21 protein-coding genes and 2 pseudogenes are annotated in these 24864 nt (G+C 65.9%); 10 read left to right on the top strand and 13 right to left on the bottom strand.

The annotated features are described in order from the left end of the window. Positions 1–105: 105 nt before the first annotated feature. From tnpC to G4D83_RS03450, 6 genes and pseudogenes are all read right to left on the bottom strand, one after another. Positions 106–1116: an IS66 family transposase gene (gene tnpC, locus G4D83_RS03475; protein ID WP_240356122.1), complete on the bottom strand. Its 1011-nt coding sequence runs from the start codon at positions 1114–1116 to the stop codon at positions 106–108. Positions 1117–1202: 86 nt separating this feature from the next. Then, positions 1203–1514, bottom strand: a pseudogene (gene tnpB / locus G4D83_RS47165) (IS66 family insertion sequence element accessory protein TnpB); the annotation flags it as partial. Beyond that, positions 1514–1849, bottom strand: coding sequence for an IS66 family insertion sequence element accessory protein TnpA (gene tnpA, locus G4D83_RS03465; protein WP_163862714.1), 336 nt, complete (start codon positions 1847–1849; stop codon positions 1514–1516). The pseudogene tnpB and the gene tnpA, both read right to left, overlap by 1 nt. A 59-nt stretch (positions 1850–1908) precedes the next feature. Beyond that, positions 1909–2719, bottom strand: a pseudogene (locus tag G4D83_RS03460) (tyrosine-type recombinase/integrase); the annotation flags it as partial. Then, the gene (locus G4D83_RS03455) at positions 2716–2943 is read right to left on the bottom strand and encodes a helix-turn-helix domain-containing protein (RefSeq protein ID WP_163862712.1); all 228 of its coding nucleotides are present in this window, start codon (positions 2941–2943) and stop codon (positions 2716–2718) included. The pseudogene G4D83_RS03460 and the gene G4D83_RS03455, both read right to left, overlap by 4 nt. Positions 2944–2945: 2 nt before the next feature. After that, positions 2946–3527, bottom strand: a complete 582-nt coding sequence (locus G4D83_RS03450; RefSeq protein WP_163862710.1) for a hypothetical protein — start codon at positions 3525–3527, stop codon at positions 2946–2948. A 102-nt stretch (positions 3528–3629) separates the two neighbouring features. On the opposite strand from G4D83_RS03450, the gene G4D83_RS03445 reads away from it, so the two are divergent. Then, entirely contained in the window at positions 3630–3962 is a 333-nt protein-coding gene (locus G4D83_RS03445; RefSeq protein WP_163862708.1) for a DUF7716 domain-containing protein, read from the top strand. Here the strand turns inward: G4D83_RS03445 and G4D83_RS03440 are convergent. Next, entirely contained in the window at positions 3928–4302 is a 375-nt protein-coding gene (locus G4D83_RS03440; protein WP_240356121.1) for a hypothetical protein, read from the bottom strand. The genes G4D83_RS03445 and G4D83_RS03440 overlap by 35 nt on opposite strands. A 975-nt stretch (positions 4303–5277) precedes the next feature. On the opposite strand from G4D83_RS03440, the gene G4D83_RS03435 reads away from it, so the two are divergent. Both G4D83_RS03435 and G4D83_RS47075 read left to right on the top strand, forming a co-directional pair. Continuing rightward, entirely contained in the window at positions 5278–6537 is a 1260-nt protein-coding gene (locus G4D83_RS03435; RefSeq protein WP_240356120.1) for a Tox-REase-5 domain-containing protein, read from the top strand. A gap of 12 nt (positions 6538–6549) precedes the next feature. After that, positions 6550–7323 carry an Imm52 family immunity protein gene (locus tag G4D83_RS47075; RefSeq protein WP_163862704.1) on the top strand — a complete coding sequence of 258 codons (774 nt, stop codon included), beginning with the start codon at positions 6550–6552 and terminating at the stop codon, positions 7321–7323. Between the two features lie 488 nt (positions 7324–7811). Here the strand turns inward: G4D83_RS47075 and G4D83_RS03425 are convergent, their stop codons facing one another. Both G4D83_RS03425 and G4D83_RS03420 read right to left on the bottom strand, forming a co-directional pair. Then, positions 7812–8171 (bottom strand): helix-turn-helix transcriptional regulator, encoded by a 360-nt coding sequence (locus G4D83_RS03425; RefSeq protein ID WP_163862701.1) that lies wholly within the window; start codon positions 8169–8171, stop codon positions 7812–7814. A 133-nt stretch (positions 8172–8304) separates the two neighbouring features. Next, positions 8305–8556 carry a helix-turn-helix domain-containing protein gene (locus G4D83_RS03420; RefSeq protein ID WP_240356118.1) on the bottom strand — a complete coding sequence of 84 codons (252 nt, stop codon included), beginning with the start codon at positions 8554–8556 and terminating at the stop codon, positions 8305–8307. A gap of 273 nt (positions 8557–8829) precedes the next feature. Here G4D83_RS03420 and G4D83_RS45850 point away from each other — a divergent pair, with 273 nt between their 5' ends. The 7 genes from G4D83_RS45850 to G4D83_RS03385 all read left to right on the top strand — a co-directional run bounded on the left by G4D83_RS45850 (position 8830) and on the right by G4D83_RS03385 (position 19656). Continuing rightward, positions 8830–9105 (top strand): hypothetical protein, encoded by a 276-nt coding sequence (locus tag G4D83_RS45850; protein WP_338041898.1) that lies wholly within the window; start codon positions 8830–8832, stop codon positions 9103–9105. A 264-nt stretch (positions 9106–9369) separates the two neighbouring features. After that, a complete protein-coding gene (sitA5, locus tag G4D83_RS03410; protein WP_163862697.1) occupies positions 9370–10728 on the top strand; it encodes a SitA5 family polymorphic toxin in 1359 nt (452 codons plus the stop codon). Next, a complete protein-coding gene (locus tag G4D83_RS03405) occupies positions 10725–11075 on the top strand; it encodes a DUF2019 domain-containing protein (protein ID WP_163862694.1) in 351 nt (116 codons plus the stop codon). Before sitA5 ends, G4D83_RS03405 begins: the two co-directional genes overlap by 4 nt. 678 nt (positions 11076–11753) lie before the next feature. Continuing rightward, on the top strand, positions 11754–13328 hold the full coding sequence (locus G4D83_RS03400) for an amino acid adenylation domain-containing protein (protein WP_163862692.1): 1575 nt from the start codon (positions 11754–11756) through the stop codon (positions 13326–13328). A gap of 150 nt (positions 13329–13478) precedes the next feature. Further along, positions 13479–15308 (top strand): condensation domain-containing protein, encoded by a 1830-nt coding sequence (locus G4D83_RS03395; RefSeq protein WP_163862691.1) that lies wholly within the window; start codon positions 13479–13481, stop codon positions 15306–15308. 262 nt (positions 15309–15570) lie between these two features. After that, positions 15571–17217, top strand: a complete 1647-nt coding sequence (gene ffh / locus G4D83_RS03390) for a signal recognition particle protein (protein WP_163862690.1) — start codon at positions 15571–15573, stop codon at positions 17215–17217. A gap of 255 nt (positions 17218–17472) precedes the next feature. Next, complete coding sequence (locus G4D83_RS03385; RefSeq protein WP_163862689.1) at positions 17473–19656, top strand: Ig-like domain-containing protein; 2184 nt, start codon at positions 17473–17475, stop codon at positions 19654–19656. A gap of 14 nt (positions 19657–19670) precedes the next feature. On the opposite strand, the gene G4D83_RS03380 is transcribed toward G4D83_RS03385, so the two are convergent. The 4 genes from G4D83_RS03380 to gltJ all read right to left on the bottom strand — a co-directional run bounded on the left by G4D83_RS03380 (position 19671) and on the right by gltJ (position 24864). Then, positions 19671–20771 carry a TIGR04552 family protein gene (locus G4D83_RS03380; RefSeq protein ID WP_163862688.1) on the bottom strand — a complete coding sequence of 367 codons (1101 nt, stop codon included), beginning with the start codon at positions 20769–20771 and terminating at the stop codon, positions 19671–19673. A 111-nt stretch (positions 20772–20882) separates the two neighbouring features. Next, a complete protein-coding gene (locus G4D83_RS03375; protein ID WP_163862685.1) occupies positions 20883–21248 on the bottom strand; it encodes a toxin-antitoxin system YwqK family antitoxin in 366 nt (121 codons plus the stop codon). 328 nt (positions 21249–21576) lie between these two features. Next, the gene (locus tag G4D83_RS03370) at positions 21577–22506 is read right to left on the bottom strand and encodes a hypothetical protein (protein WP_240356117.1); all 930 of its coding nucleotides are present in this window, start codon (positions 22504–22506) and stop codon (positions 21577–21579) included. A gap of 246 nt (positions 22507–22752) precedes the next feature. Next, positions 22753–24864, bottom strand: coding sequence for an adventurous gliding motility protein GltJ (gltJ, locus tag G4D83_RS03365; RefSeq protein ID WP_163862682.1), 2112 nt, complete (start codon positions 24862–24864; stop codon positions 22753–22755).

The raw sequence follows: 24864 nt of genomic DNA, 5'->3' as shown, positions 1-24864 counted from the left end.
TGCTCGACACCGACTCCGCCAATCAGTAGGCCGCTCCCATCTCCGAGCGCGCTCGCTCACGCTCGCGCTCGGTGATGCCCATCAACCAGGCGGATTGCTCGTCCATCAACCAGCTCGCCTCGCAACAGCGAGGATGAAGTCGAGCGCCGTCCTGGACTCGGGCGCGGTGGTGAGCGCCTCGAAGAATTTGCGGCGCACGTGAGCCCAGCACCCCACGCGCACGCGTCCGTCTGGCAGCGTCACGCGATTGTAGCCCGTGTAGCCATCCACCAGCAGATAGCCCTGGGTGCCTCCGAGGACCTCCAGCGGAGTGACGCCAGAGCGGCTGGCGCTATGGACGTAGGCGATGAGCTCATCGGTGCGGAAGGTCCAGACGTAGGCCCTGCGCGTCTTGCCCTCGTCCAGCACGCGCTGAGGTGTCTCGTCGGCGTGCACCCGGGAAGACTCTCTCACCAGGGCCAGGAGGCGAGAGGCGAGCGGCGCCAGGGCCCGGCCCACCTCGTGGAAGATGTCACACAGCGTGGTGCGCGCCACGGGCACACCCGCACGGGCAAGGGCCTTGGCCTGGCGGTAGAGCGGAATCGAGTCGCAGCACTTCGCCGCCACCACGTGCGCGAGGAAGCCCGGGCCATACTGGCCTTGCTCAATGGCCTTCGGCGCGGGCGCCGTGAGGATGCCCGCGCCACATGGGCAAGCGAGCGTCTCCTGGAGATGGACCTGGCGCTCCACGTGCGCGGGCACGTACTCGATGAGGTCGGTCCGCTTGCCAGGGCCCAGCGGCTTCAACGCCGTGCCGCCGCAGGACGGGCACCGCCGCGCCTCATCGGGAACGCGATGAGGAATCAGCCGTTCGGGCAATGCCTCCCGTGCCTCACGCTTCAGCCGCCGCTCTTTCAGTGTCGCTTCACGCGGCCTGGGCGCGCCACCCGAGGCCTTGCGCAGCTCGTCCTCGACACGGGGGAGCTTCTCGCTCTTCTTGCCGAAGACGGTCCGCTGGAGGAGCGCGAGCTGGGATTCGATGCTGCCCACGCGCTCTCTGAGGGTGTGGTTCTCCCGCTCGAGCCCCTCGGCTCGCTCACGCCACTCGCACTGGTGCGTCTGGGAGAGCGTTGCCATCTCGCTGGGAAAACCAGCCCCCCGGTGGCGGGAATTGCCTCGGCGGCTGGGGGAGGTGCCCACTTGCCTGGCCTCCTGACGTGCGAGACGTCGATTCCGTCGAGCAGCATGGCCAGTTGGGTGGCATCCAACTGCGCTCCCAGGGCGTCCTCGGCGAAGGCAGGCAGGCGGAAGCGGCCCTGCTCCAAACGTTTGTAGGTGAGGACGAAGCCGCCTGCGTCCCAGGAGAGAATCTTCACCTTGTCCCCTCGCCGCGAGACGAAGACGAAAAGGTGCCCGGCGTAGAGGTTCTCCTTCCACTCACCGCGCACTATCGCCGCCAGCCCATCAATGCTGTTACGCATGTCCACCGGCTCACGCGCCAGCAGGATTCGCACCGCCCGGGGGAGCAGCAGCATCAGCCGAGCACCGCCAAGAGGTGCGCGAGGTACTCGGCCCGCGTGCCCTCCGGGAAGCGCAAGAGTCTCCCGCGCGGCAGCGCCACCTCGAGCATGAGTCCCTCTGGTGCCCGGGGCGCGGCAGATGTGACCACCTCCACGGGAAGGAACGCCGCCCGGGGCCTGTCCACCGATGCGGACCTCCGCTCCGGCGCGGACCTGGACTTCTTGTACAGCCAGTACTGGAAGGCGCCGAGAGAGACGTCCCGCTCCGCCACGAACTCCTTCTGGCTCACCCCACTCGCTTCGAACTCTTCCACCAACTGCTTCCACTCATCCGGACCTGGTCGTCGCATGCCGGAGTGAACCGGCGGGACCACCCCAGGTCAGGACGCCGGCCGTCGGTCGGTTACGCTCGAAGTGCACGAAGAAGCGGTGCCGACATCTTGCCTTTGGTGAGCGGTTGTCCGTCCTCCTGGCAGAAGACGAATCGACCCCGAAGGTGTCGGTGGGCCTTGAGCGCGTACACCACGGACGCAGGCAGTTCGACCGACCGCTCGCGACCGCCTTTCGGCAAGCCCTCCACCCCTCGCCAGATGGCTCGGCGGACGTTGAGCGTGCTGCGCGGCAGGTCCAGGTCATTCCACTGGGGCCCAACCAATTCCCCCTGACGCAGCCCGGCCTTGATTGCGACGAACAGCACGGCGCGCCATTCAGGCTCGGCAAACGAGAGAAGATGTTCGGCTTCCTCAAACGACAGGAAGTCGAATTGGGGTTTGGGGAGTCTCCCGAAGAGCTTCACGCGAGGTGCCTGCTGAATGACCTCATACGATTCTGCGAGCGCCAGGAGCGAATGAAGTACAGTCAGAACGTTGTTGATGGTCTTCAAGCTCAGGGGCTTTGGACCGCTGTTCTGCCGCTTCTGGATAGCTCGCTTTGACGTGAACTCCTTCCGTTTGCTTGTTGTTGTTCTCGCTGAAGGTGAGGAATCGCGGCGTGAATTGCTCCAGTGTAGGCGCGCTCCCCTCCCCCGGCATCTTCTCCTTTCCGAAGGTCCCGTTGCGCAGGTCGCGTTCGTAGGCATCAGCACCACGGCGAGTTTGAACGGGCGAGAACTTCACGACTCGCTGTTTCCGTCCGTCCGCGTGCTGAAACACGAAGTCCACTTGCCACGCCTCCTCTGACTTCCCTTCCTTCGTCGTCCACTTCCGCAACCTGACGCTCATCGTCGACTCCCAAGCGCAGAATCGCGGCCCTTACCCAAGGGCCACGTTACCAGTGCGTCGCAGCGGATGCGGAGGGCTTTCCCGATGCGGGCGACTCCCGGCACTTGCCCGAGCCGGATGGCCTCGTAGAGCGTCTTTCGGTTCACTCGTAGCAAGGTGGCGGCCTCTTCCACGGTGAGGAAGGAAGGGAGAGCTTCCGGGCCAGTAGAGAGGGGCTCGGACATGGCTACCTCGGAAAGACGCGGCGGGGCGCGAGGCGACCAAGGGCGTGAAGCCCGATGCCGACGGCGTCCCAGACGTTGTGATGGAGGGTGGCGGCGCTGGGCAGCTCGACGCGAAGATGCTCGGCGGCGTCGAGGCGCTGTTTGATGCGCTCGATGAACGCGTCCGGGTCGACGGTGCCCTTCCAGTCGCGCGGGTAGATGCTGCGACGGCTGGCGACGTTCGGCAAGAAGCCACCGAGCATCCCCACGACGCCCGCCAGTTGGATGAGGTCGTTCTGGTCGCCCTTCTGGTGCGCGGCTGAGTAGACGCGGGGCATCTCGATGATGAGCTGGAAGGGCTCGTCACCCACGCGAGGACGGAGCCACTCACGGACCGCGAGGGCCATGGATGCCCACGAGGCCAGCGACAGCTCGCCGTCCTGACGCTCGGGGTTCTTCGGCAGCCCGGCGGCCAGGAGTGACGCGCGTTCGTGCACCGGCACGTCGAACAACGCGACGCCGCAATGCCGAAGGCCAGGGTCAATGGAGACGAGCTTCGTGGCGCGGCGCTCGGGGGGATTCTCGGAGGGAGGTGTTGTGCTCACTCCTTCTTCAATGGGGACACTTTCCGCGACCGGTTCCAATGCGCGGCGAGAGGCCCGCAGGGGAGTCCGCGTTGAAGGTCACTGGGGTACTATGCGCGCCGCATGAACTCATTTGAGTGGCTGGGAAACGTACTGGCAAACATCGGCTCGTATCCGATGCGCGCCCGCGCGCTGTACGTGGAAGAAGGCGCACCGTTCGACGTGAAGGCCCGGACGATGGTGCTTGAGCATGACCTGTACTCGGACGAGTTACCCGAAGCTGCACAGCGCTTTGCGCTGAGGCGAACTCTCTCCGTCTTGGATGCTTCAGGTGTTGTCGAAAATGCCCGGCGGCAGAAGCCCGATGTCAGCCCCGCCGAACTTGTTCAAGCGTTCAATTTCTACTGGAAGCGGGACGCGTTCATCGACTTCTCCCGGTTGAACGGAAGTAAGTGACAGTCCCTGAGATCAGGCCGCCTTCCTTTTCCTCCGGCTCCCACACCATGAGACGCCCTGTGCCGTCCCTCACCGTGGCCGATTCCTTTGAGAGCACGCGCGAGAGGGCGGGCTCGGCCTCGATTGCTCCCGCGAGATCCGGCGCCACCTCGCGCATCGCTTGCCGCATGAGTTCCGCCATGCGCTCGGCGGCGTCGTGAAGTCGGTTGGTGCAGTCCGCGCGCAGCTCCGCCACCAGTTCGTCATGCACCATGAGGACGAGGCGCGAGCCCCAGAGTGGGGAGCGACGGTCCGCGTACATCTCCCGGGACACGCGCCAGGTCGCCAGCTTCGCGCCCACGGCACCGAGCCCCTGGAAGGGGGGGGGTTGAGCCACTGCGTGTAGCTGCACCCTCCCCGGAGAATGTCGGCGCCCGGAATCATGACGTCCACGAGCTGGCCGTTGCGCGTGTACGCGCTGGCGCGGGCGAAGAGGGCGCGCTGCTCGGCTTGGTCCGGAATCGGTGCTCACCTTGGCCCGGTACACGCACCTGGCGCCACGCCCCGGAGTGCGCTACTTCCCTCTCACCGGCCCGCCCCTCACACACACCAGGGCGCGCCTTCCAAGGATGGCCCTCCAGCCGCTACTGGTGGGCCTTCCGTCTTTCTGGGAGACGCGCGCGGGAGCGGACCTCACTGGCTCCACGGGCCGTCCACAAGTTTTCGGTCTCCCTCGACCCATATCCCTCTCTCGGCGGACCCCTCGTCCTCGGCTCAGGCGCAAGCGCTGTGCTGACCTGGACGACGAGAACGTAGGAACGCAAGGTCCACCCCTGACCAGATTCCCGCGCTTCTTGGAGACCATCAACACTCTATGTGCTGGGCACGAGCGGCCCCCTGTTGTTCCCGACATCGGAAGGGACGTTGCGGCTTGGCGCGTTCGCTTCGTTGGGACTGGGTTTGGACAATGCGCGCTAACCGGCCCCGCAACGTGGACGGGACTCCGAGCCATGTCGGGGTGACGTTGTAAGATTCCGCCGCGCAGACGGTTCCCAGCCGTTTGTCAGACGGGAATGCCAGCATTCAACCCACTTGCCTTCCTTGGAGAGTGGCATGGGGGTGCTGAATGCGTGCTGTCCTCTGGATACTGTGCGCCGTTCCCTTCGTCACGGGATGCGCTGGAATTGAACCCTCGACTCGCAGGGGCACTTTCCAGCAGCGTTCCGCGCTTCTCGGGGAGAACGCTCCAGAGGCTCGTCACCCCCGCGGACAGAGGAGCGATGCGTTCGATGCGCTGCTTCGTGACGCAGGGCTTGGGGACCAAGATGCGCGTCCCGTGGCAGGCAGTTCGCTCACGCCGACACACGCCGCGCGACTGCTGAAGGCGCTGACCGTCAAGGACGTGACGCTGGGGCAGTTCCCGGCACGCGTCGCGGTGGGCTTCATGCTGCGCGAGGTGCTGGACACGGGCGAAGTGTCGCGCGCCGAACTGGTGCGGCGTGTGGGGCGCTTCACGGAGTTGGCGGTCCTCCGTCCTGACGGTTGCCTCGCGTGGGTGCGCAGTGGCAGGACGCAACAGCGGGTGTCCCCCGTGGAGTGGCGCGATGGGAGCTTCCGAGCGCACGGCTTCGAGCTGGGCCGCTTCTACGACGGGCGGACGGGTGTCTTCCGCTCGCTGAACGACGAGCTGCGGGAGGTGGACGGATTCCCACTGGCGGACGTCCACGACGATGCCGACGTCATCAGTCGCACGCTGGACGGAGCAGAAGAAGCTTTCGTCGGGCTGGCGCTGGCGGTGGGCAAGTTCTTCTCGACGTCGCCCGCGGACAACCTCGCGGCACTCCGTCAGATGCCCGCTGCCGTGGTGGCATTGATGGAGTCGTCACCCGAGTACATGGAGCGCTTCCAGTACATGACGCGCGGCGAGCAGATTCAGGCCGTCTCCAAGCTGGTGACGAACATCATCGCCACGTGGGGCACGGTGTCATCTGCAACGCGCACGCTTCAAGGTGCGGCGCTCGCTACGGCGGAAGTGCCGGTCCTGTCGCTGTCCGCGCAAGGGGCACTCGCCATGGAGAGCGTGGCGGTGCCAGTGGGGCGAGCTGCGGCGGTGCTGAGCGGTGGGCCAGGAGCCGCCATCATCCTCCAGCGTGCGGCCACGGCGGCGAAGCAGGGGGGACCTTCCAAGGGGCCTGGACAGTGGGGGCCGGCCAAGGAATCCATGTCCCCCCGTGCGCGGCGCTACCAGGAACAAATCACGGGCCACACTGCCGACGAGGCATACTGGGTCGGTGGCGTAGGCAAGGGCAGCGGAGGCGTGAAGTTCGATGGGTACGGGAAGGGCATATTGCAGGAGGCGAAGGGACCGGGCTATGCAAACAAGTTCCTCGACAACCTGAATCCGAAGCAGTGGTTCAAGAACTCTGGTGCGGCGGAACTAGTCAAGCAGGCTCAGCGTCAGGTGGACATGGTGCGGAGAACTGGTGTCCCTATTGAATGGCACATTGCAGAGGAGAAGGTGGCCAATGCAATCAGGCGGTTGTTCGAGGACAACCAACTCAGCGAGATCAGAGTTGTCTACACCCCAGCTCTTTGAGCGAACAATACCGTGACTGGTCAAGCTAACGTGAAGGGCTACCCCGAGACCTACTATGCCGGGGCCTACTGGGGTCCCCGTAGAGAGTCACCCGAAGAGTGCGCTCGGCGTACAGCGTCATTTCTTGACTTCCTTGCCCCGGGCGACCCCTTCCTGGCCCAGTGGTACAAGCCCACGCGGTCGATCAAGGATGCGCGCAAGCATCCGCTGATGCCTCCCGATGTGCCAACGCTCACCGAGCTATTCCGGCGAGGCGTCAATCGCGAGAAGGGGGGGCCAGCTATAGAAGAGCTAGGCTTCTCATTCTGGTTTGGTAATGGTGGAGGGGACTACGACAGCGCGGACCTGCGGATTCTCTGTGGATGCTACTCTGAGGCTGTCTCGAATGCCTGCGTCCTGGAGTTGCCGACGCTCGGCCATGGGTCGAATGCGGAGCGAGTGCTCACCTCGCGTGTACTGAGTGCCGCAGTCAGGGGCATGGCGCTTGCGTGGGATCCAGATTGGAGCATTGCCATGTCGCACGCGCATCGGGACATGGTCCAAACTCGGCGCATTCCGAAAGCGCCCTACGTTGGGTGGGTGACCTATCTCGCGCGGCATCGAGGCACGGTGCCCCCCCTTCCCGCTCCGGTGCGCATCGAGAAGGTAGAGGACAAGGGCACTCTGATTGTCCTCACCCCCGAGCGCTTCACAGCCAGCAACCCGGAGCATGTGGCGCTGGCTGAGCGGGTGCGGGAGCTGCTGGACCGAGCTGGACTGTTGAAGCCGCTCCAGGCCCAACCGTAGGAACAAGAGGGGCCGAGTTACCTGTCGCTCGGCCCCTCTCGAAGCGGGTTGAAGACGGCCTCCGTTAGGCCCCGCCATGTTGCACGTATGTCGCATGAACCTGCGGAACGCGCTGGACCATGGCGGTACGACAGGGCACGAGGCGGGACGTCGATTCCGAATCATTCCAAGGGGTTGCGAGGTAAGAGCGCGAATCTGCTGGGTTTGCGCACCACTCGGATACGGGTTCGATTCCCGGCTCGTGCACTTCTAACTGGCTGGAATCGGTGAGGAAACCCTTCCGGTTCTGGCCATGGTGCCCCGCACGCGCCCTCGGGCGCCGCGCCAACACACGAACAGCATCCTTCTTCACGTCTGGGCAATGCCTTACAGGTTCATGACGAATAGCCCCTGAAAGAAGCAGCCACACCCACACCGAACGAAGAGTGAGAACGCGCGGCGGAGCATCGCCGCGAACGACGCGGGCCCACGTGAGGGCCCGCGCCACTTCAGCGCAACAACACCTGGGCCACCTTCACGAGGGCATCGAGCTGTTCTTCATCCATCTTGCGCGCGAGGCCGGTGAGCTGGCGCAGCTTGGGCGCTCCACCCCGTCCACGCGCCCCCTTGCTCGGCTTCGCCCCTTCCTCTCCATCCGTGAGGCCCAACAGCTCGTCCGAGGAGCGTCGCAACACGGAGCACATCCGCAGCAGGGTCTGGACGCTGGGCAGCATCTTCCCGCGCTCCAGCCGGCTGTAGACCATGTGCGCCAGGCCCAGCTTCTCGGCCACCTCCGCCTGCGTGAGCCCGAGCTGCCCCCGGGACTCTCGAGCGGCACTTCCAATACGGATCGCCAGTTCTTCGTTCATGCGTCGGGGTACCAGGAACACCGAGAGCCAAGGTCTGGCGCGGGCAGGAGCGCCAACGCCTCGCGGACGCTTCTTCCTGCCGCATCTCGGTGGCCATGTCGATGCACGAGCAACACCGCGCCTCGCGGTGCCCCTATTGGACGGTCCTGCTGGGGGCAGGCACCTCCGGGGGCTTGCCGCCCAGGAGGAAGGCAACGGGGATACGGAGGACACCGCACAGGCTCACCAGCGTGGGGAGGGTGGGCAGCAGCTTCCCGCGCTCCAGGCGGCTGAGGACCAGCGTCGGCACCTGGATGGCCTCGGCCACCTGCTCTTGCGACAGGCCCGCTCGATGCCGGGCGGAGCGGACCTGGGTTCCAATCCTCTGGGCGAGATTCTCGTTCATGGGGAGACCTGGGGAAGGGGGAGGATGCCGCGTGAACGGCCATCCGAGCATGTTACCCATCAGATTCAACGATAATATACCTTTTAGGTCCAACCCCCCTTCACGCGACTTCGCGGGTGGAACCCATACGAGTTCCCTTGCGGGTTGAGGACATGACCAGGAACACCGCCCCTACACACCCCGCCCGAGGCGAGGCGGATAGAACCCTCCCCTGCATCCCAGCGTGCTTCCGGGCTGTGGGCCAGAAAGGAGAACCCCTCGGCTCGTGAGGTCGTGCTCAAGGTGCTCGGTGCGGCTCGGGGGCTGAGCGACGTGCACCGGGCGAAGGTGGTGCATCGGGACCTGAAGGAAAGCAACGTCGTCGTACGGGCCTCGGACGGCGAGGCGGTCGTCGTGGACTTCGGCGCGGGCGGGTATGAGAGCGCCCCCAGCATCACCGGAGGGTGCTTCAACCGGGAACCTCGGCGTACTGCGTGCCGGAGGACTGGCGCTTCCTGCAGGAGTACGATGGACGAGCGTAGCCACTTCCCACCAGCCCGGTCCCTCTGACGGCCTGTATGCTCTGGGCCTCGTGGTCGAAGCGGAAGCGACGCCAGAGACTGCAATGGGGCCGTTCACCCACAATCTGTGGGGACCGGGTGGCTTGCGCACAATCACGCTCTCCGGCGTGCCGTTCCAGCAAGCACACCGCCAGCTCCACGCGCTCGGCTCACCAAATCAACCCAGAGCGTCTGTCTGCTATAGCTGACATTGCTCGATTTCGTATCGACGATGGGCCCCACTGAAAGGAGACCAGCGAGAGGAGGGCGCCGCATGCGGTCACGAGGGTCACTGCCCTTGCTGCTCGTGCTGCTGGCCGGCTGCAGTAGCACCACGAAGTCCGTGCGTCTTCACACAGACCAGGGCGAGCCCATCGTGCTCACTCCACGCGGCGACGATGCCGCACCAGTGGAGCTGGACGAGGACGACTTCGTTGAAGCCCTGGAAACACTGGCCCGTAGTGCTCGGCCTTCCACGCGTCCCCAGGAAACGGCTCGGCGGCTGTTCGAGATGGATTCGCGCAGTGGGTCGTACCTGTACGAGACACGTAGCCACCGTGGCGTCCCGCTGGGACCAGGCGAACATCTAGAGGGAGAACCCACCACGATAGAGGTGGGGTTGACGCGCGCCTATCTGCGCTGGTGTGAGCGCACGAACAAGCCCGGAGATTGCCTGCGTCTCCTGGTGGAGAGTCCCACTGTCTCCGGGGATGGCCGCTACGCATTGGCCATGGCCCTGGCCCAGGGCGCCGTAGTGGACGAAATGATGGACGGCTTCAAGGACATGGCCAACCCGCAGGCCATGATGTCGGCGGTTCTCTGGACGTGGACCACCTACTGTATCTTGCTCGCGGTGCCCGAGCCCTTCTCGAAGGGTGCCGCGGCCGTGATGACGGCCTCGCTCATTGCCTACGTGGGGATCGATACGTTCTGGAGCCTTGTCATGGGCTTCAAGCGGCTGGTGGAGGAGGCAGGGCAAGCCACCTCGTTCGACGAACTACGCGAGGCCGGAGAGCGCTACGGCGAGGTCATGGGCCGCAACGCGGCGCGAGCGTTCGTTCTGTTGGCCACGGTCGCTATTGGGAACACGGCGGCTGGGATGGGGTCGAAGGTGCCCATGCTCCCCGGTGCCGCGCAGGCGGCGGTGCAGGCCGAAGCGCACATGGGCATCCGTCTCGCCGCGGTCGCGGACGTGGGCACGGTGGCCGTGAACGCGGAGACCATTACCATCGCTCTCGCGCCCGGCGCGCTGGCCATGGCAGCCAGAGGCACAAGCAGCAGCGGTACCGCCGCGAAAGCTCGCCCTCCTGGTTACAGGGCCTGGGGCTCGTTCAGTGGCTTCAAGAAGGCCCTGGGCCCAGCAGGCCCAGGGAAGGAATGGCACCACGTCGTCGAACAGACCCCGGGCAACGTGAAGCGCTTCGGCCCCCAGTCTCTCCACAACACCGAGAACGTCATCCCGCTGGACACGAAACTGCACACCGACGTCAGCGCCTTTTATTCGTCGGTTCGACGCGATATCACAGGCTCTCCGTTGACCGTTCGGCAATGGTTGAGCACTCAGTCCTTCGAAGCCCAGCGTGACTTCGGGGTGTTGGCCATCGAGAACATCAGGAAGGGGCTTTGGAGATGAAACTGGAGGATCTTGTCGAGCAGTTCGCCCAGAACGTCGTCGCGCAGAACGAGGCCATCTTCCGTGGCGACGCCAAGACCGGGAACAAGCACGCCAGGAAGTACGGTGACGCCGTCGACAAGCTCCTGGCTCAGGGCAATGCCGGGCGCGACGCGCTCGCCGTGCTGCTCAAGCATGAGCGAATGGACGTGCGTGTCATGGCCGCTGCCCATCTGCTCCGGTATCGGACGGTCGAAGCCAAAGCGGTCCTGGAAGAAGCAGCCAAGGGGCAGGGGTTGATACCATTTGGAGCCCAGCAGGCGCTGAAGCGTTGGGAAGAAGGAACCTGGGCGCTTGACCCGGAGTAACCACCCATCCCAAGGCAACCACTCCTTCCAACACCACAGGAGGAGCGTTGCGGAAGCACGGTCAGTTCCCGCCCTTGCATTGTCGTAGTCGAGCGGATTGGCGTCTCGCCGCAGGTATCGACTCATGAGGCTCCTCACAGGAGAACGAGCCCCATACCAATGCCTCTCACGCGAGCCCCTGAAAACCAGCGATTTCGCACTGATACGTCAGTCCATTGCCTTGACGTTTCAAGGCCTGGAGCTGACACGTCAAGGCGCACCGGCTCGGACTCCACTACGCTCCATCCGGATTCGACCTGTGAGCGCGCGGACACTCGTGCCCTCCCCGCACGCCCCTTGTCGTCCGCTCGACGAGCGCGGTCCGCCGACCTCTCAGATTCGGCGACAATCCTGGAATTCACTGTCCTGAAGGAAGCGCGGGCACCAGACCCCGGGACGAACGACATTCCCCTGTCATCCGTCCATCCTCAGCGCGTTCAAAGACAGGATTCATCGCGGCGCCACCTCGGAGAATGCTGCTCATGAACACGTCGTCCACTGAGGGCTCGGCGACCTCACCGCGACGGAGATGGAGCGAGAACACCGTGACGCATCGGGCGCCGGATTTTCTCCGGCAGCTCGGAGCTCCAGAGAGAGCTCGTGGCCCGCTCCATGGGCCTCTGACGGAGAAACACATCCATGTTGTTCCAGTATCTTGAAGACAGCGCCAGGGCCGCCCCCGCTCGCCTCGCCGTCCTCGACGCGGAGCGGAACCTCTCCTATGGAGAGCTCGACGCGGCGGCGAATCAGGTGGCCCGCGCGCTGCGCGAGCAGGGCATCGGCCGGGGCGCCCGCGTGGGCCTGCACCTGGACAAGTCCCTGGAGGCCGTCGTCGGCCTCTTCGGCATCATGAAGGCCGGTGCCGCGTACGTCCCCATCGACCCGGCCTCCCCCGAGTGGCGCGTGAAGTTCATCGTCCGCGACTGCGCGCTCTCCGGCGTCCTCACCACTCCCGCCTGGCACTCCGCCCTGCGAGACGTGGAGAGCCTGCGCTGCATCATCCTGGTGGAAGCGCGCCCGACGAACACGCTCCGCGCTCCCCCCGAGCAGGGCGGCCCGGTGACGCTCACCTGGGCCAACGTGCGCGCCGGGTCCAGCGCCCCCCTGGAGCCGCTCGCCGAGTCCTCGCCCGAGGACCTGGCCTACGTCCTCTACACCTCCGGCTCCACGGGGCAGCCCACGGGCGTCATGCTCAGCCACCGCGCCGCTCACGCCTTCGTCGACTGGGCGGCCAGCATCGCGGGGGTTCGGGCCGCGGACCGCGTCTCCAGTCACGCGCCCTTCCACTTCGACCTGTCCGTCTTCGACCTCTTCGCGACGGCGAAGTGCGCGGCGACGCTCGTGCTCATCCCCTCCTCGCTGTCCGTCTTCCCTCGCGAGCTGGCGGACTTCATCGCGGACCGACACATCGCCATCTGGTACTCGGTCCCCTCGGCGCTCACCCAGCTCGTGGCCCGAGGCGAGCTGACGCGGCACGCATTCCCGAGCCTGCGCACCGTGCTCTTCGCCGGTGAGGTCTTCCCGCTCAAGTACCTGCGCCAGCTCGTCCTCACCCTGCCGAGGCCCCGCTACTTCAACCTCTACGGCCCCACCGAGACGAACGTCTGCACGTTCCACGTCGTCACACCCGCGGACCTCGCGCGCTCCGCGCCGCTGCCCATCGGCCAGGTCTGCTGCGGCGACGAGGTCTTCGTCGTCCGCGATGACGGCGTCCTGGCGGGAGACGGCGAGGAGGGAGAGCTGTGCGTCGCGGGGCCTACCCTCATGAGTGGCTACTGGGGCATGGAGGAGCGCACGCGGCAGGTGCTCGGCCCCATTCCGGGCCATCCCCTCGCCTACCGGACCGGGGACCGCGTCATCCGGGAGCGCGGGGGCACGCTGTGCTTCCTGGGCCGACGGGATGACCTGGTCAAGGTCCGAGGCCATCGCATCGAGCTGAGCGCCGTGGAGGAGGTCCTCCTGCGCCATCCGGATGTGGAGGAGAGCGCCGCGCTGACCCTCCCGGACGAGCTCACGGGCAACGAGCTGCGCGCCTTCGTCGTGCTGCGCGACAACGCAAGCACCAGCCCCCAGGACTTGCGGCAGCACTGCGCGGACTATCTCCCCCGCTACATGATTCCCGCGCGCATCGACGCCTGCGAAGCCCTGCCGAAGACGACGACAGGGAAGAAAGACAGGGTCCGGCTCCAGGAGCACGCGCGACAGCTCGTGTGAGCCACCTCACGAAGACAGTGTCTGCCCCATCGGGCCATCGACCCGAGGGACCTCGTATTCCCTGAAGCCGGAGTGAGCATCCGTGAACCCGACAGTGGCGAGCGACACCGACAACCGGCTGCGCGGCCGTGGCGACCAGGAGTCCGACTGATGCACCCGGACATCTGGAGGGCCTTCCAGCGGCTGCGGACGCTGCGCTCGGAAGCCCCACCGCTGGTGCCGCGCGAGCACGTCGAGGACCCGCCCGCCTCCCTTCAGCAGGAGCGCCTCTGGTACCTGGACCAGGCGAGCCCGGGCGGCACCGCGTACCACCTGCCCGTGGCCTTCCGCCTCTCCGGCCCGCTGGACTGGCGCGCGCTGCGCCTCTCCCTGGAGGCCCTGGAGCACCGTCACGAGTCCCTGCGGACCACGTTCGAGTCCAGCCGAGGCAAGGTCGTCCAGCGCGTCCGCTCGCCCGGCGCCTTCGTGCTCCCCACCATCAGCCTGCGCGACGGGGCACCGCAACGCGAGCAGCAGGAGGCCCGGCTGCGCGAGGCGCTGCATCGAGAGGCCTGGCGCCCGTTCGACCTCCAGCGGGGTGCGCTCTTCCGCGCGGCGCTGTTCGTCCTCGGCGCGCGGGAGAACGTCCTCCTGCTCAACTTCCACCACATCATCTACGACGACGCGTCCCAGGACGTCCTCTTCCGGGACCTCTCGGACCTGTACACGCTCTTCCACGAGGGGGGCCGCTCGCGCCTCACGGAGCTGGACGTGCGCTGCACGGACCATGCGCTCTGGCAACGCAAGTGGCTCCAGGGCAGTGCCCGCGCGGAGCTTCAGTCGTACTGGCGGGAGCACCTGAAGGAGCGGTTGCAAGGCCCCCGCCTCGCCTCGCCTGCCCTCGCGGGGAATGTGGCGACGCGGGGCCCGCGCGCGCAGGGGCGGCTGCCCATCACGCTCTCCCCAGAGCTCGCCAACGCCATCGTCCAGTTCACCCAGGAGGAGGGCGCTACCGTCTACATGGTGCTGCTCGCCGCGTTCCATGTCCTGCTGCACCGCCACTCCGGTGGGCAGGAGCAGCACTTCGTGTGCAGCCCCATCGCCAACCGGCCTCAGGCGGAGACCGAGCACCTCATCGGCTACTTCGTCAACCTGCTGGTGTTGCCAGCAGACCTGCGAGGCGACCCGAACTTCCAGCGACTGCTGGAGCAGGTGCGCGGAGTCGTCGCGGGCGCGCTGGCACATCAGGACCTCCCCATGCAGCTCCTGGACGGAGTCGACCTGGGCGGAGAGCCCCTCTCCCAGGCGCTCTTCGCCTTTGAGCACGCGCCGCGTCCCCCGCTCCAGTTCGCGGAGCTGGACATCGAGCCCGTCGAACTCGAGGGCGGCACGTGCGACTTCGACCTGTTCCTCGCGCTCCACGAGGAGCAGGGCGTCATCTCGGGCACGCTCAAGTTCTCCCGCCAGCGCTTCCACGCGGACGGGGCGGCAAAGCTGCTTCGCGACTTCGTGACCATCCTGGAGCAGGCGATTTCCGCGCCGGGGCAGGCGCTCTCCGCCTTCCTCCCCGACGTCGTCGCCCCGCGAGTCACCCCGTCACCCGGGCTTGTCACTTCGGAGCCCGCGCGTGCTCCTTCGGTGGGGCCCCTGGTCGATTCCACGGAAGTGCTCGCGGCGATGAGGATCGCCCGGCCGGAGCAGCGTCGGGTGCTGATGCGGGACTACCTGCGAAGCACGGTCATCCAGGTCGCGCTCAGGGGGCAGATGCCGGACGCGCCCTTCCAGTCGCTCCAGGAGCTGGCGCTCGACTCGCTCCGGCTCATCGAGCTGACCGGACGCATCCGCACCGAGCTGTCCATCGACATGCCCGTCTCCCACTTCTTCGAGGCGACGAGCGTGGAAGGGCTCGCGGACGAGCTGCTCACTCGGTGGCTGCGCACGCAGTTGACGGAACCCCGGGCCACTCCGACGGGTGGCCGCCGGGAGTTCCTCACGCGGTAGCCGCGCCGCGCGCACAGGGGATGGCTTCGCCCAGGGGGCGCCATGGACATCCGGAGGCCCTGGGAGGAGGCTCCCCTGCCCCCCAGTCCTGCATCCGGGCGGCTGGGGATGCTCCAACCCCTCAAGAGCGTTGATGAATTCGGGGTCCAAGCCCTGGGCCACCCCGGGCGGGTGGGCCCGGGTGCCCGGCTCTCCACTCTTCGACGTCCGGGATGCGCTCCACGGTCGCATCCCACCTTCCCCCTGTTATAAAGCGCCCCCCATGCTTGAGACCGTCACCAAGGGCTTCCGCGCCGCCAAGAACCGCCTCGCCGGCAAGAGCGAGCTCACCCCCGAGCTGGTCGACGAGTCGCTGCGCGACATCCGCGTCTCGCTCCTCGAGGCCGACGTCGCCTTCGACGTGGTGAAGAAGTTTGTCGCCCGCGTCCGCGAGAAGGCCGTCGGCGAGCTCGTCCAGACGACCATCACCGATGCCTCGGGCCAGAAGCGCAAGGTCAGCCCGATGGACCACTTCATCAAGATCTGCCACGACGAGCTCGAGGCGCTGATGGGGCCGGTCGACACGAGCCTGAACCTCAAGCCGAAGGGGCAGCTCTCCGGCATCATGATGGTGGGCCTCCAGGGCTCCGGCAAGACGACGACCACCGGGAAGCTCGCCAACCGGCTGCTCCAGCAGGGGCGCAAGCCGTTGCTCGTCGCCGCGGACATCTACCGCCCCGCCGCCGTGGATCAGCTCAAGGTGCTGGGTGAGCGGCTCAAGGTGCCCGTCTACCACGAGCCCGGCGTGCAGCCACCCGAGCTGGCCCGCCGAGGCTATGCCGCCGCGCGCGAGCAGAAGTGCGACGTGGTGATCATCGACACCGCCGGTCGACTCGCCATCGACGAAGCGCTGATGAACGAGCTGGAGTCCATCAAGACCAACGTCCACCCGGACAACATCCTCCTGGTGTGCGACGCGATGATTGGTCAGGACGCCGTGCGCACGGCCGCCGAGTTCGACCGGCGCCTGAGCCTGGATGGCTTCATCCTGACGAAGCTGGATGGCGATGCTCGCGGCGGCGCGGCGCTCTCCATCAAGGAAGTCACCGGCAAGCCCATCAAGTTCCTCGGCATGGGCGAGTCGATGGACAAGCTGGAGGAGTTCCGCCCGGAGGGCCTCGCGGGTCGCATCCTCGGGTTCGGCGACATCGTCGGCCTGATGAAGGACTTCGAGAAGGTCGTCGACGAGAAGAAGGCCGAGGACGACGCGCGCAAGCTCTTGTCCGGCCAGTTCTCGATGAAGGACTTCGTCGAGCAGATCCGCATGGTGCGGAAGATGGGTCCGCTCAAGGACCTGCTGGAGAAGTTCCCCCTCTTCGGCGACCTCACCGACCAGCTCAATCCGGACGAGAAGGAGCTGACCAAGATTGAGTCGATGTACGACTCGATGACGGAGAAGGAGCGCCTGCGTCCGGACCTCATCAACTCCAGCCGGATTGGCCGCATCGCGAAGGGCAGCGGACGAAAGCCGGAGGACGTGCGCGAGCTGCTGCAGAAGTTCGGGATGATGCAGCAGGTGATGGGGAGCATCGGCCAGAACCCGGGCCTGCTGGGCCGCATCCCCGGCTTCAAGCAGCTGGGTCAGCTGTCGCAGATGCGCAACATGGACCTCTCCAGCATGTTCGGTGGGGACCCGAAGATGATGGAGAAGATGATGAGCGGTGGCATGCCCGGCATGGGGATGCCCATGCAGCTGCCGCAGGTGGCTCCCGGCTACACGCCGCCCATGGGTCAGGCCGCCATGGCGAAGGCCCGCCTCATGGGCTACGCCCCTCCCGCCGCCGGCGGGAAGCCCGAGGACCGCGACGCCATCAAGGAGCGCCGCAAGCGCGAGAAGGACAACAAGAAGAAGAACCGGAAGAAGAAGTAGGGCCGGGTCGGTCCTCCAGGTTCATGTCGACGGTGAAGCCCGTGCTGCTCGGAGGAGTCCGAGGGGCGCGGGCTTCTCGTTTCACGGGGCGTTGCGGTTCACGGATGGAGGTCCATGGCGACGGACGGGCTGCCAGGGGCACAGCTGGCCGAGGGGAACCGGAGCTGACGCCGTCGTGGTAGGCATCTGGGGGCCGGGATGGGCTCCCAAGGGGGGGCCAGAGCGTGGAACGCACCCTGCACAGTGGCTCCTTTCATGACGAACCGACTTCGCCTTTCCGTCCCCCTTGTCGCGGTCTTCCTGTGGATTGGGTGCATCGATGTTCCGGACATCGTGGATCCGCCGGAGCCACCCGATGCGGGAGGTGCGCTCCCCGATGGAGGCTCGACGCCGGATGGTGGTGGAGCTCAGTCACCTGATTTCGAGCTGGGAGTCAGCCCGACGGAGGACTCGGCCCTCCAGGGTGGAACGAAGAGCTTCCAGGTCAACCTGGTCCGCAAACAGGGCTTCAGTGGAACCGTGTCGGTTGCACTGGTCAATCCACCGCAGGGTATCTCGGCGCCAGCGGTGACCATTCCAACCACTGGCAACCTGGGTACGTTGACCGTCACCGTCGCAGCGAGCGTTGCCCCTGGGCCGGTTGCGCTCACGGTGAGAGGAATCGCCGGGGCAGTCAGTCGGGAGCAAGTCGTCTCGCTGACCGTCGTTCCCTTGGGTGAACTGGCGGTGTCCTGGGTCTCCCCCTCCGAGTCCCTCAGCTCGGTCAACGGGAGCCTGTCGGTGGAAGTCTCCGTGGAGGGCGGCCAGCCGGAGACCGTGGAGCTGCTGAAGGGGGACACCGTGCTCACCGCGTGGACGTCCCCGCCGTATACGTATGCATGGGACACGAGGAGTGAGCTCGAGGGAGAGCATCTCTTGTCGGCTCGTGCGACACGAGCAGGCGGGACGTTCACCAGCGTCACCCGGACCGTGGTGGTGGACCGGACGGCGCCTCAGGTCGCGACGTGGACACCCACCCGAGGTGCGACGCTGGTGAGCGTCCATACGACGGTCCAGGCGACCTTCAGCGAGCCGCTGAGGGCGTCGAGCGTGACGGCCTCGAACGTGGGCCTCTCTGGCAATGGAGGGGTCGCCCTCGCCGCTTCGGGGGAGCTGTCGGCCGATGGTCGCACGCTCACGCTCACCGCCCTGTCACCGTTACCCGTGTCGAGCACCGTGAGCGTGAGACTGGGGACGACCGAGAACCCCCTCACGGACCTCGCGGGCAATCCCTTGGGGGCCTCGGGGGCCTGGAGCTTCACCGTCCCCTACTGGCTCCCCATGGGCGGCGCCATCAGCGCGTATCCCGGAAACACGTCCGCGGAGAACGTGGTGATGAAGGTGGGAACAGACGGTGCTCCAGTCATCGCCTGGTCTGAGTCCGACGGAGTGACAAAGAACATCTATGTGGCCAGATGGGATGGTGTGCAGTGGCTGTCTCTCGGGACAGCATTGAGCGCCGTGCCCGACAGCGGCACGCACGCAAGACGTCCAACACTGTCTATCGATGGCACAAACACCCCGATCGTCATCTGGGAGGAACAACTGTCCAATGGAATCCACGTAAACCTCTACGGTCGAAGGTGGACCGGCACCGAATGGCTGCCTCTCCCGGAATTTCCGGCACTGAGCCCCGGCACAAACGCTGCGCGTGACCGGGCTTCGGCTGCCGTGGATGGGAATGGGAGACTCCATGTGTATGCTGATTTCTACAATGGGACTTCCAATCAGATCGCCAGCTTCAACCTCCAGCGAGGGGGCACGAACTGGACAGACTCTCAGGCCTCGTTCCCCAGCGAAGAACTCCAACGATGGAACGTCGCCGTCACAACCTATGGGTCGAGCTCCATCTTCGCGGCGTATACAGCCATCATCAGCTCCCAGACCTCGGAATATCGTGGCGTCACGGTGCTGAAGGATCACTGGATTCCCATTGGTGCCCCTCTGATTTTCAACCCCGATCACAGCACCGCATCAGTGCCTTCAATCAAGATAGATGGTGCTGGCAATCCGTATGTCGCTTGGGTCGAAGCTCCCAAGTCGAGTACGAGCGGCGACATCTTCGTGGCACATCACAACGGAAGCCGCTGGAACATCCTGGGGAACAAGCCCAACGGAAGCCTCACTTCAAATGAGGCACCTTCTCTCGGTATCGACCAGCAAGGGAGCCCCGTGGTCGCATGGAGCGGATTCCTCGCTCTTGAGCGAGTCGTCGTGGTCAGCCGGTGGGACGGCGAGCAGTGGACCAGGCTCGGCCCACCCCTCAATGCCCAGTCAGGCGCGAGCACCGGCGGATTCAGCCCCTCCCTGGCATTCGACGCCGCCGGCCATGCCATGGTTGCATGGCATGAGCTCAGCGGGGCGACTTCAGACGTCTTTGTCTTCAGACACAACCAGTGAGATGACTTGAACGGTCACTGTCCACGCTTCGGCACCACGAGGCCCTGGCTGAGCCGCTTGAGGACTCGCTTCTTCTGGCGGCGCTTGTAGGCTTCATGCGAGTTCTCACCGAGTTCGTTCTGCCGCGCGGTCTCCGCGTCGACAATCTGGAACTCCACGAGTGAGATGACGACGCGGCCCTTCCGTGGCCGCGTGTCTTCTTCAGGCAACGGCAGATAGGCATCCATTCGCACCGGGATATCCACCACGAAGTTGAGTGCGCGATAGCTGCTGCCAGAGAAGGTGTTGCCGCTCCGGTCCTCGCGGTCTTCGTAGTTCCTGTCCAGGTGGAGATTCGGGATGAACTGCTCGAAATGAGGGTACTCCTCCAACACGCTTTTGAAGGGAAGCAGCGTGTTCTCGGTCTGACCGGGCACGACGAGATGGAAGGGAAACAGGCGCTGCGTAAGGTAATACAAGACAGGAAGTAAATCCTGGCGGGACCGCGTCACCACACGAAACCGGGTCCGGTCATAGACCTGGGCCGCCACGGTCTCCTTCTTTGCGAGCAGCTTGGTGACCAGCGAGTCCTGCGTCTTGATGGAATGCGCGAACTCCACCACGGGAAACCCCTTCTCCTGCATCTCGCGCGCGACGCTCAGCACCTTCTCCATCACCAGCTCCGCCAGCTCCGCCTCGGAGATGGCCAGGCGAAAGAGGAGGTCTCTTCCCTCGATGTGCTGGATGACGTGCATCACCTTCAGCACGACACAGGCGATGCGTCGGTGCCGGGCATTGCCCTTCGCTCCAGAGGCCAGCAGGAAGAGGTCGTGAATCTCCTCGGGCTTGGCGACCGCGTCCGCCACCCGGTAGTTGAAGGTCTTCCGAAGGTACGCCACGGCCTCCGACAGGACGAGGCGGGCCCATGCCTCGTCATAGGGGCGGGAGACATCGAGCTGACAGAGGCGGAGGAACCGGTCGACCTCGTCCCGGGCCTGGAAGTGCATTCGCCGCCAGTCGATCACCGAGCCCCCTCGCAAGATGAGGCGGATGCGCTCAAGCTCGCGAATGCCCATCTCTGCGACCGTGCGAACGGGGATGTCGGGGAGAACGGGAGTTAGGGTCGGGGCCTTCACGCCGATCTTCCTATCCGAGCAGAGCAGTTCGGGAAAGCCTTCTGGCGAAGCAAGAAAGGCCCTCGCTCCGACGGAGTGAGGGCCTCGGGTCCTGCCGAAGTGACGAAAGGGCTACTTGGAAGCCAGCGGCTTGTCCGCCGAGTACTGGACCTCGGAGACCTTCTGCCCATTCTCGGTGTAGGTCGCCTCGACGCCTTCGCGCTTCCCCTTCACCCAGGTCTGCTCCATCTTCTTGGCGCCATTGGGGAAATACTCCACGCGCTGGCCGTGGTAGTCGTTGTTCTCGAACTGGGTCTCCCCGGTCTTCACGCCGTTGGCGTCATAGAAGGTCCAGCGCCCCGAGCGGAAACCGTCCTTGTATTGCCCCTCGGACTGCTTCTGACCGCTGGCCCAGAAGTCCATGTAGGGGCCATGTAGTGCGGGCTTCTGCGGAGTGGAGCCCACTCTCACGCAGAAGACCCCCATGTCCTTGCTCACCCGGCCGCCCTTCTGCACGGTTCCCGCAGGGCACTCGAGGCGGACTTCGCGACCGATGGCAGAGTCCTCAGCCAAGGCATGCGTTGCAAAGGCAGCGACACACAGCGCAGCAAAACGATAACTCATCGAGGTCTCCTTCTCTTCCGTCAACTGGCGCCAAGCGCCGTCGCACATTCAAACGAGAGGTGGGGAGGCCTTATTCACGTCCCCTTTGCCCGCTCGAAACGATGAAGTCGGACATCCCAAACGCGCGAAGCCCCACCCCTGGGTAGGGATGAGGCTCCGTGCTCGTTCTCACCGCACAGACGAGAACACTCCGCTCCACGAACTAGCGGTTGAGCTGCGCGCAGATCTCGTTGCCATTGGTGAAGTACAGTCCAATGGACAGCGTCGTCGCCGTGGCGCCCGGGCAGAAGTTCATGGTGAACTCCGCGTTCTTGCCCGCGTTGGACGTGCTGTACTCGGACGGACGGATGGTCTGAACGCCATCCAGCTGGCTGCCATTGACTCGCACGTAGAACAGGCCGGGGAGACCGCTGACCTGGGCCGGGAAGGTCGTCGTGCCAGTCGCGGGCTGGTAGGCGCGGACGCGGGCCTTCGCGGTCATGCCGGTAGTTCCACTGCCCGTGCCACAGAACGAGTCCTGGCCGAAGGAGACCTGGGTGATGTCGTAGATGATCGGACCCGTGGACGAGATGGTCCAGACAGGCTGCTTGCCGCCCTGGGCAGGCGTGAAGTTCGCGCAGGTAGGCGCCGGAACCTGGGTGCAGGTGCCGCTGCTGCAGAAGTCGCCATAGAGGCAGGTGCTCTGGGCGGTACCCGTGCAGGTGTCGCCAGTGGAGCTGTCTTCCTCGCACTGGCCGGACGCCGTGTCGCACACGCGACCGGTGCCGCAATCACTGTTCGAGCCGCACTTCGGCACGCAAACGGTATCCAGGTCGGAGCAGACCATGTCGGTCGTCTCGGAGTCCGCGCCGCCGTTGCAGAGCACGTCCGTGGAGCACTGGCAGATCCGCGTGTTGGCCTCGCTGCTCGTGCCACCCAGGGGCGCGCACGTCTTCGCGGAGTCCGGACAGTCGGCACCAACATCACACGTCGTCACACAGACACCCGCATCCGGGTGGCAGATCTCCGTGCCGGCACATTCGTCGTTCGAGGTGCAGAGCGAGTTACCCGGCTCGTCGTCACCGCAACCGGCCATCAAACCGCTCATCGCGCCCAGCGCCGTGAGCACCAGCATCATCTTGCGAAGCTGCATGTTGAGAATCCCTCCGTGAGTCTGCTTGGAACGTCTCTCTGGGGGCCTCCGGCCACTGACTTCAGACCCCGACGTCCATGCGAGCGGCTCGGCTTTAGTCCCGCCCGTCCTGACGTGTCAACGAGTGTCGACACGCCTACCAACGCATCGCCTTCGCGGAAATTCAGCCCTCACGAAAGCGAACACTCACATCAGCCCCAGGCGCGCCCCACGTGTCACACCGGACCCGGAAAGCCCCTCGCCCGCTCAGAAGGTGAACGGGAAGTCGATGGGCTCGCCCTGCTTCTTGTGACGAGGGAACGCCCAGCTCTTGATGAGCCCCGAGATGCAGCTCGCCATGTACGTGGTGCGGTACTCATCCGTCTTGCATGTGACGTTTGCCGTCTTGCCACTCGTCTGGATGGTCCACCGCATCACCAGCTTGCCGCTCAACATCGGGTCCTTCTTCTTCTGCTCGTTCACGCACTTCACGATGGCGGGCTTGTTGTTCAGCACCACCTCCATGATGTCGGAACGCTGGAGCGTGTCGCGCACACCACCGCCCCCAGGCTCGGGAGGAATGTAGGCGGTGGGCCGCGACTCAGAGGGCTTGGGCTCGTTCTTCGGCTTCTTCGTGCCGAACAGCTCGTCGAAGTCGTCGTCGCCATCGCTCGCAGCGGGCCGCTCCGCGCGCGCCACGGGACGCTCCTCGGGCTCTTCCCTGCGACCCGCGGACGAGGAACCACCCGTCTTGCGCGGTGTTGATGGACGCTCCACCTTCGCCACGGCGGAGTCGAGCGGCTTCGCCGCATCCACCGGAGGCGTGGCCACGACCGGCGCCTGAGCGACGACCGCGGGCGGAGGTGTCGCCACCGGCTGCGTCGGCGTCCCAGCGGCCACTGCCGGATTCGCCGCATCGGGCGTTCCAGCCGCGACGGGCGGAGGCGTTGCCGAACCCGCAGGGGCTCCCGCCACCACGACGGGAGGCGTCTGCACGGGCGCGGCCACGGGCGGAGGATTCACGGGGGCCGCGACAGGCGGAGGCGCCGCGGCGACAGGCGGCGCGGCCACCGGCGTTGTCACCGGAGCCTCGACCTTGCTGTCACCCTTCAGGGTGAACGCAAGGACACCACCGCCGAGCCCCAGCACCCCGACGGCGATACCCACCATCAGGCCCATGCGGTTCTTGCCGCCCTGCGAGGAAGCGCCACCCTGCTGCGCATACGTGGGCGCATAGCCCTGCGGCGGATACTGCGCGGGACCGGGCTGCGCATAGTGCGCGGGCTGCTGCTGCCCATACGGCATCTGCGCGGGCTGCCCATAGGGTGCCATGGGCTGCTGAGGATGAGGATACGGCTGCTGGACCTGCGGCTGCGCCATCTGCGCGGCCATGGCCGCGCTCGCTCCCATCAGCGACGGAGAAGACACCGGCTCCGGGGGAGGCATGGGCACATCGAGCAGGCGCGACTGGGACACGGGCTCGCGGCCCAGCGGAGGCGCGGGCGTCGGTGGAGGCTTGGAGAACGCGTCGTTCTCCTCCTTCACCAGCGAGGCCAGCACACTGGCGGCGGAGGGCTTCCAGCCCGCCGGCGCCTCGTGGGAAGAGGACGGCGGGGGCGAGCTGTCGTTCTTGGACACCTTGCCCGCGCTGAACGCGGACTGCACCGGCCCGGTTTGAACCGTGGGCGAAGTGCCCGACACCGGCTCAGGCGCGACGATGGTCGGCTTCGACGGACGCGGGGCGAGCACCGACGCCAGCTCCGCCGTCTCCGAGAGGGGAATCCAGTCGCTGAAGCCGGAGCGCCAGCAGAGGCTGTCGGGTCCCACCTCTCCGCGGTCCCAGGCGTCCTTCACCTTTTCGACGGAGAGCGGCCCCACCTGCTTCTCGTCGATGGCCACATACCAGTCGTGCGAAGAGGCCTGGGGCTTCGCCTCCTCCTTGTCGGGCTCGTCCTCGGCCTCGGCCAGCTTGCGCACGTTCTCCGCCGTGGCTTCGCGCGCCGCGGCTTCTCCGAGGGCTTCACCCGTCGGAATCTTGTGCGTGCCAGAGCTGAGGACCTGGTCGAACACGGCTCCAATCTCGTCCTCCTCCACGTCGGTGAAGAGCCCGCCCTCCGGCGGAGTCCCCAGCGTGGCGGGCAGCGAGGCGGACGATGACGACTCGGCCTCCTTGCTCGGAGTGCTCGCGCCGTTCGAGGCGGAGGCAGGGGCGGAAGAAGTCGCGGGCTCCGACGGGGAATCCTTCCCCGCCGCGGCGCCCGCTGGGCGCACGGTGATGTTGTGGCCGCACTTCTTGCAACGAACCTTGACCCCCTTCGGGCCAACTTTGTCGTCGCTGATCATGTACTGCGCGCGGCAGCTGTCACAGACGAAACGCAT

It is taken from the genome of Myxococcus eversor, assembly GCF_010894455.1.
GTDB lineage: Bacteria > Myxococcota > Myxococcia > Myxococcales > Myxococcaceae > Myxococcus > Myxococcus eversor.
Note: the sequence above shows the minus strand (reverse complement) of the source record. Positions and strands in the feature narration are given on the sequence as shown.

Coding starts and splice junctions, on each gene's coding strand:
- G4D83_RS03445 (WP_163862708.1), top strand. CDS start 3,630: ATGAACTCATTTGAGTGGCTGGGAAACGTACTGGCAAACATCGGCTCG.
- tnpA (WP_163862714.1), bottom strand. CDS start 1,849: ATGCGACGACCAGGTCCGGATGAGTGGAAGCAGTTGGTGGAAGAGTTC.
- G4D83_RS03405 (WP_163862694.1), top strand. CDS start 10,725: ATGAAACTGGAGGATCTTGTCGAGCAGTTCGCCCAGAACGTCGTCGCG.
- G4D83_RS03385 (WP_163862689.1), top strand. CDS start 17,473: ATGACGAACCGACTTCGCCTTTCCGTCCCCCTTGTCGCGGTCTTCCTG.
- sitA5 (WP_163862697.1), top strand. CDS start 9,370: ATGCGGTCACGAGGGTCACTGCCCTTGCTGCTCGTGCTGCTGGCCGGC.
- gltJ (WP_163862682.1), bottom strand. CDS start 24,864: ATGCGTTTCGTCTGTGACAGCTGCCGCGCGCAGTACATGATCAGCGAC.
- ffh (WP_163862690.1), top strand. CDS start 15,571: ATGCTTGAGACCGTCACCAAGGGCTTCCGCGCCGCCAAGAACCGCCTC.
- G4D83_RS03370 (WP_240356117.1), bottom strand. CDS start 22,506: ATGCAGCTTCGCAAGATGATGCTGGTGCTCACGGCGCTGGGCGCGATG.
- G4D83_RS03425 (WP_163862701.1), bottom strand. CDS start 8,171: ATGAACGAAGAACTGGCGATCCGTATTGGAAGTGCCGCTCGAGAGTCC.
- tnpC (WP_240356122.1), bottom strand. CDS start 1,116: ATGGCAACGCTCTCCCAGACGCACCAGTGCGAGTGGCGTGAGCGAGCC.
- G4D83_RS03400 (WP_163862692.1), top strand. CDS start 11,754: ATGTTGTTCCAGTATCTTGAAGACAGCGCCAGGGCCGCCCCCGCTCGC.
- G4D83_RS03455 (WP_163862712.1), bottom strand. CDS start 2,943: ATGTCCGAGCCCCTCTCTACTGGCCCGGAAGCTCTCCCTTCCTTCCTC.
- G4D83_RS03420 (WP_240356118.1), bottom strand. CDS start 8,556: ATGAACGAGAATCTCGCCCAGAGGATTGGAACCCAGGTCCGCTCCGCC.
- G4D83_RS03395 (WP_163862691.1), top strand. CDS start 13,479: ATGCACCCGGACATCTGGAGGGCCTTCCAGCGGCTGCGGACGCTGCGC.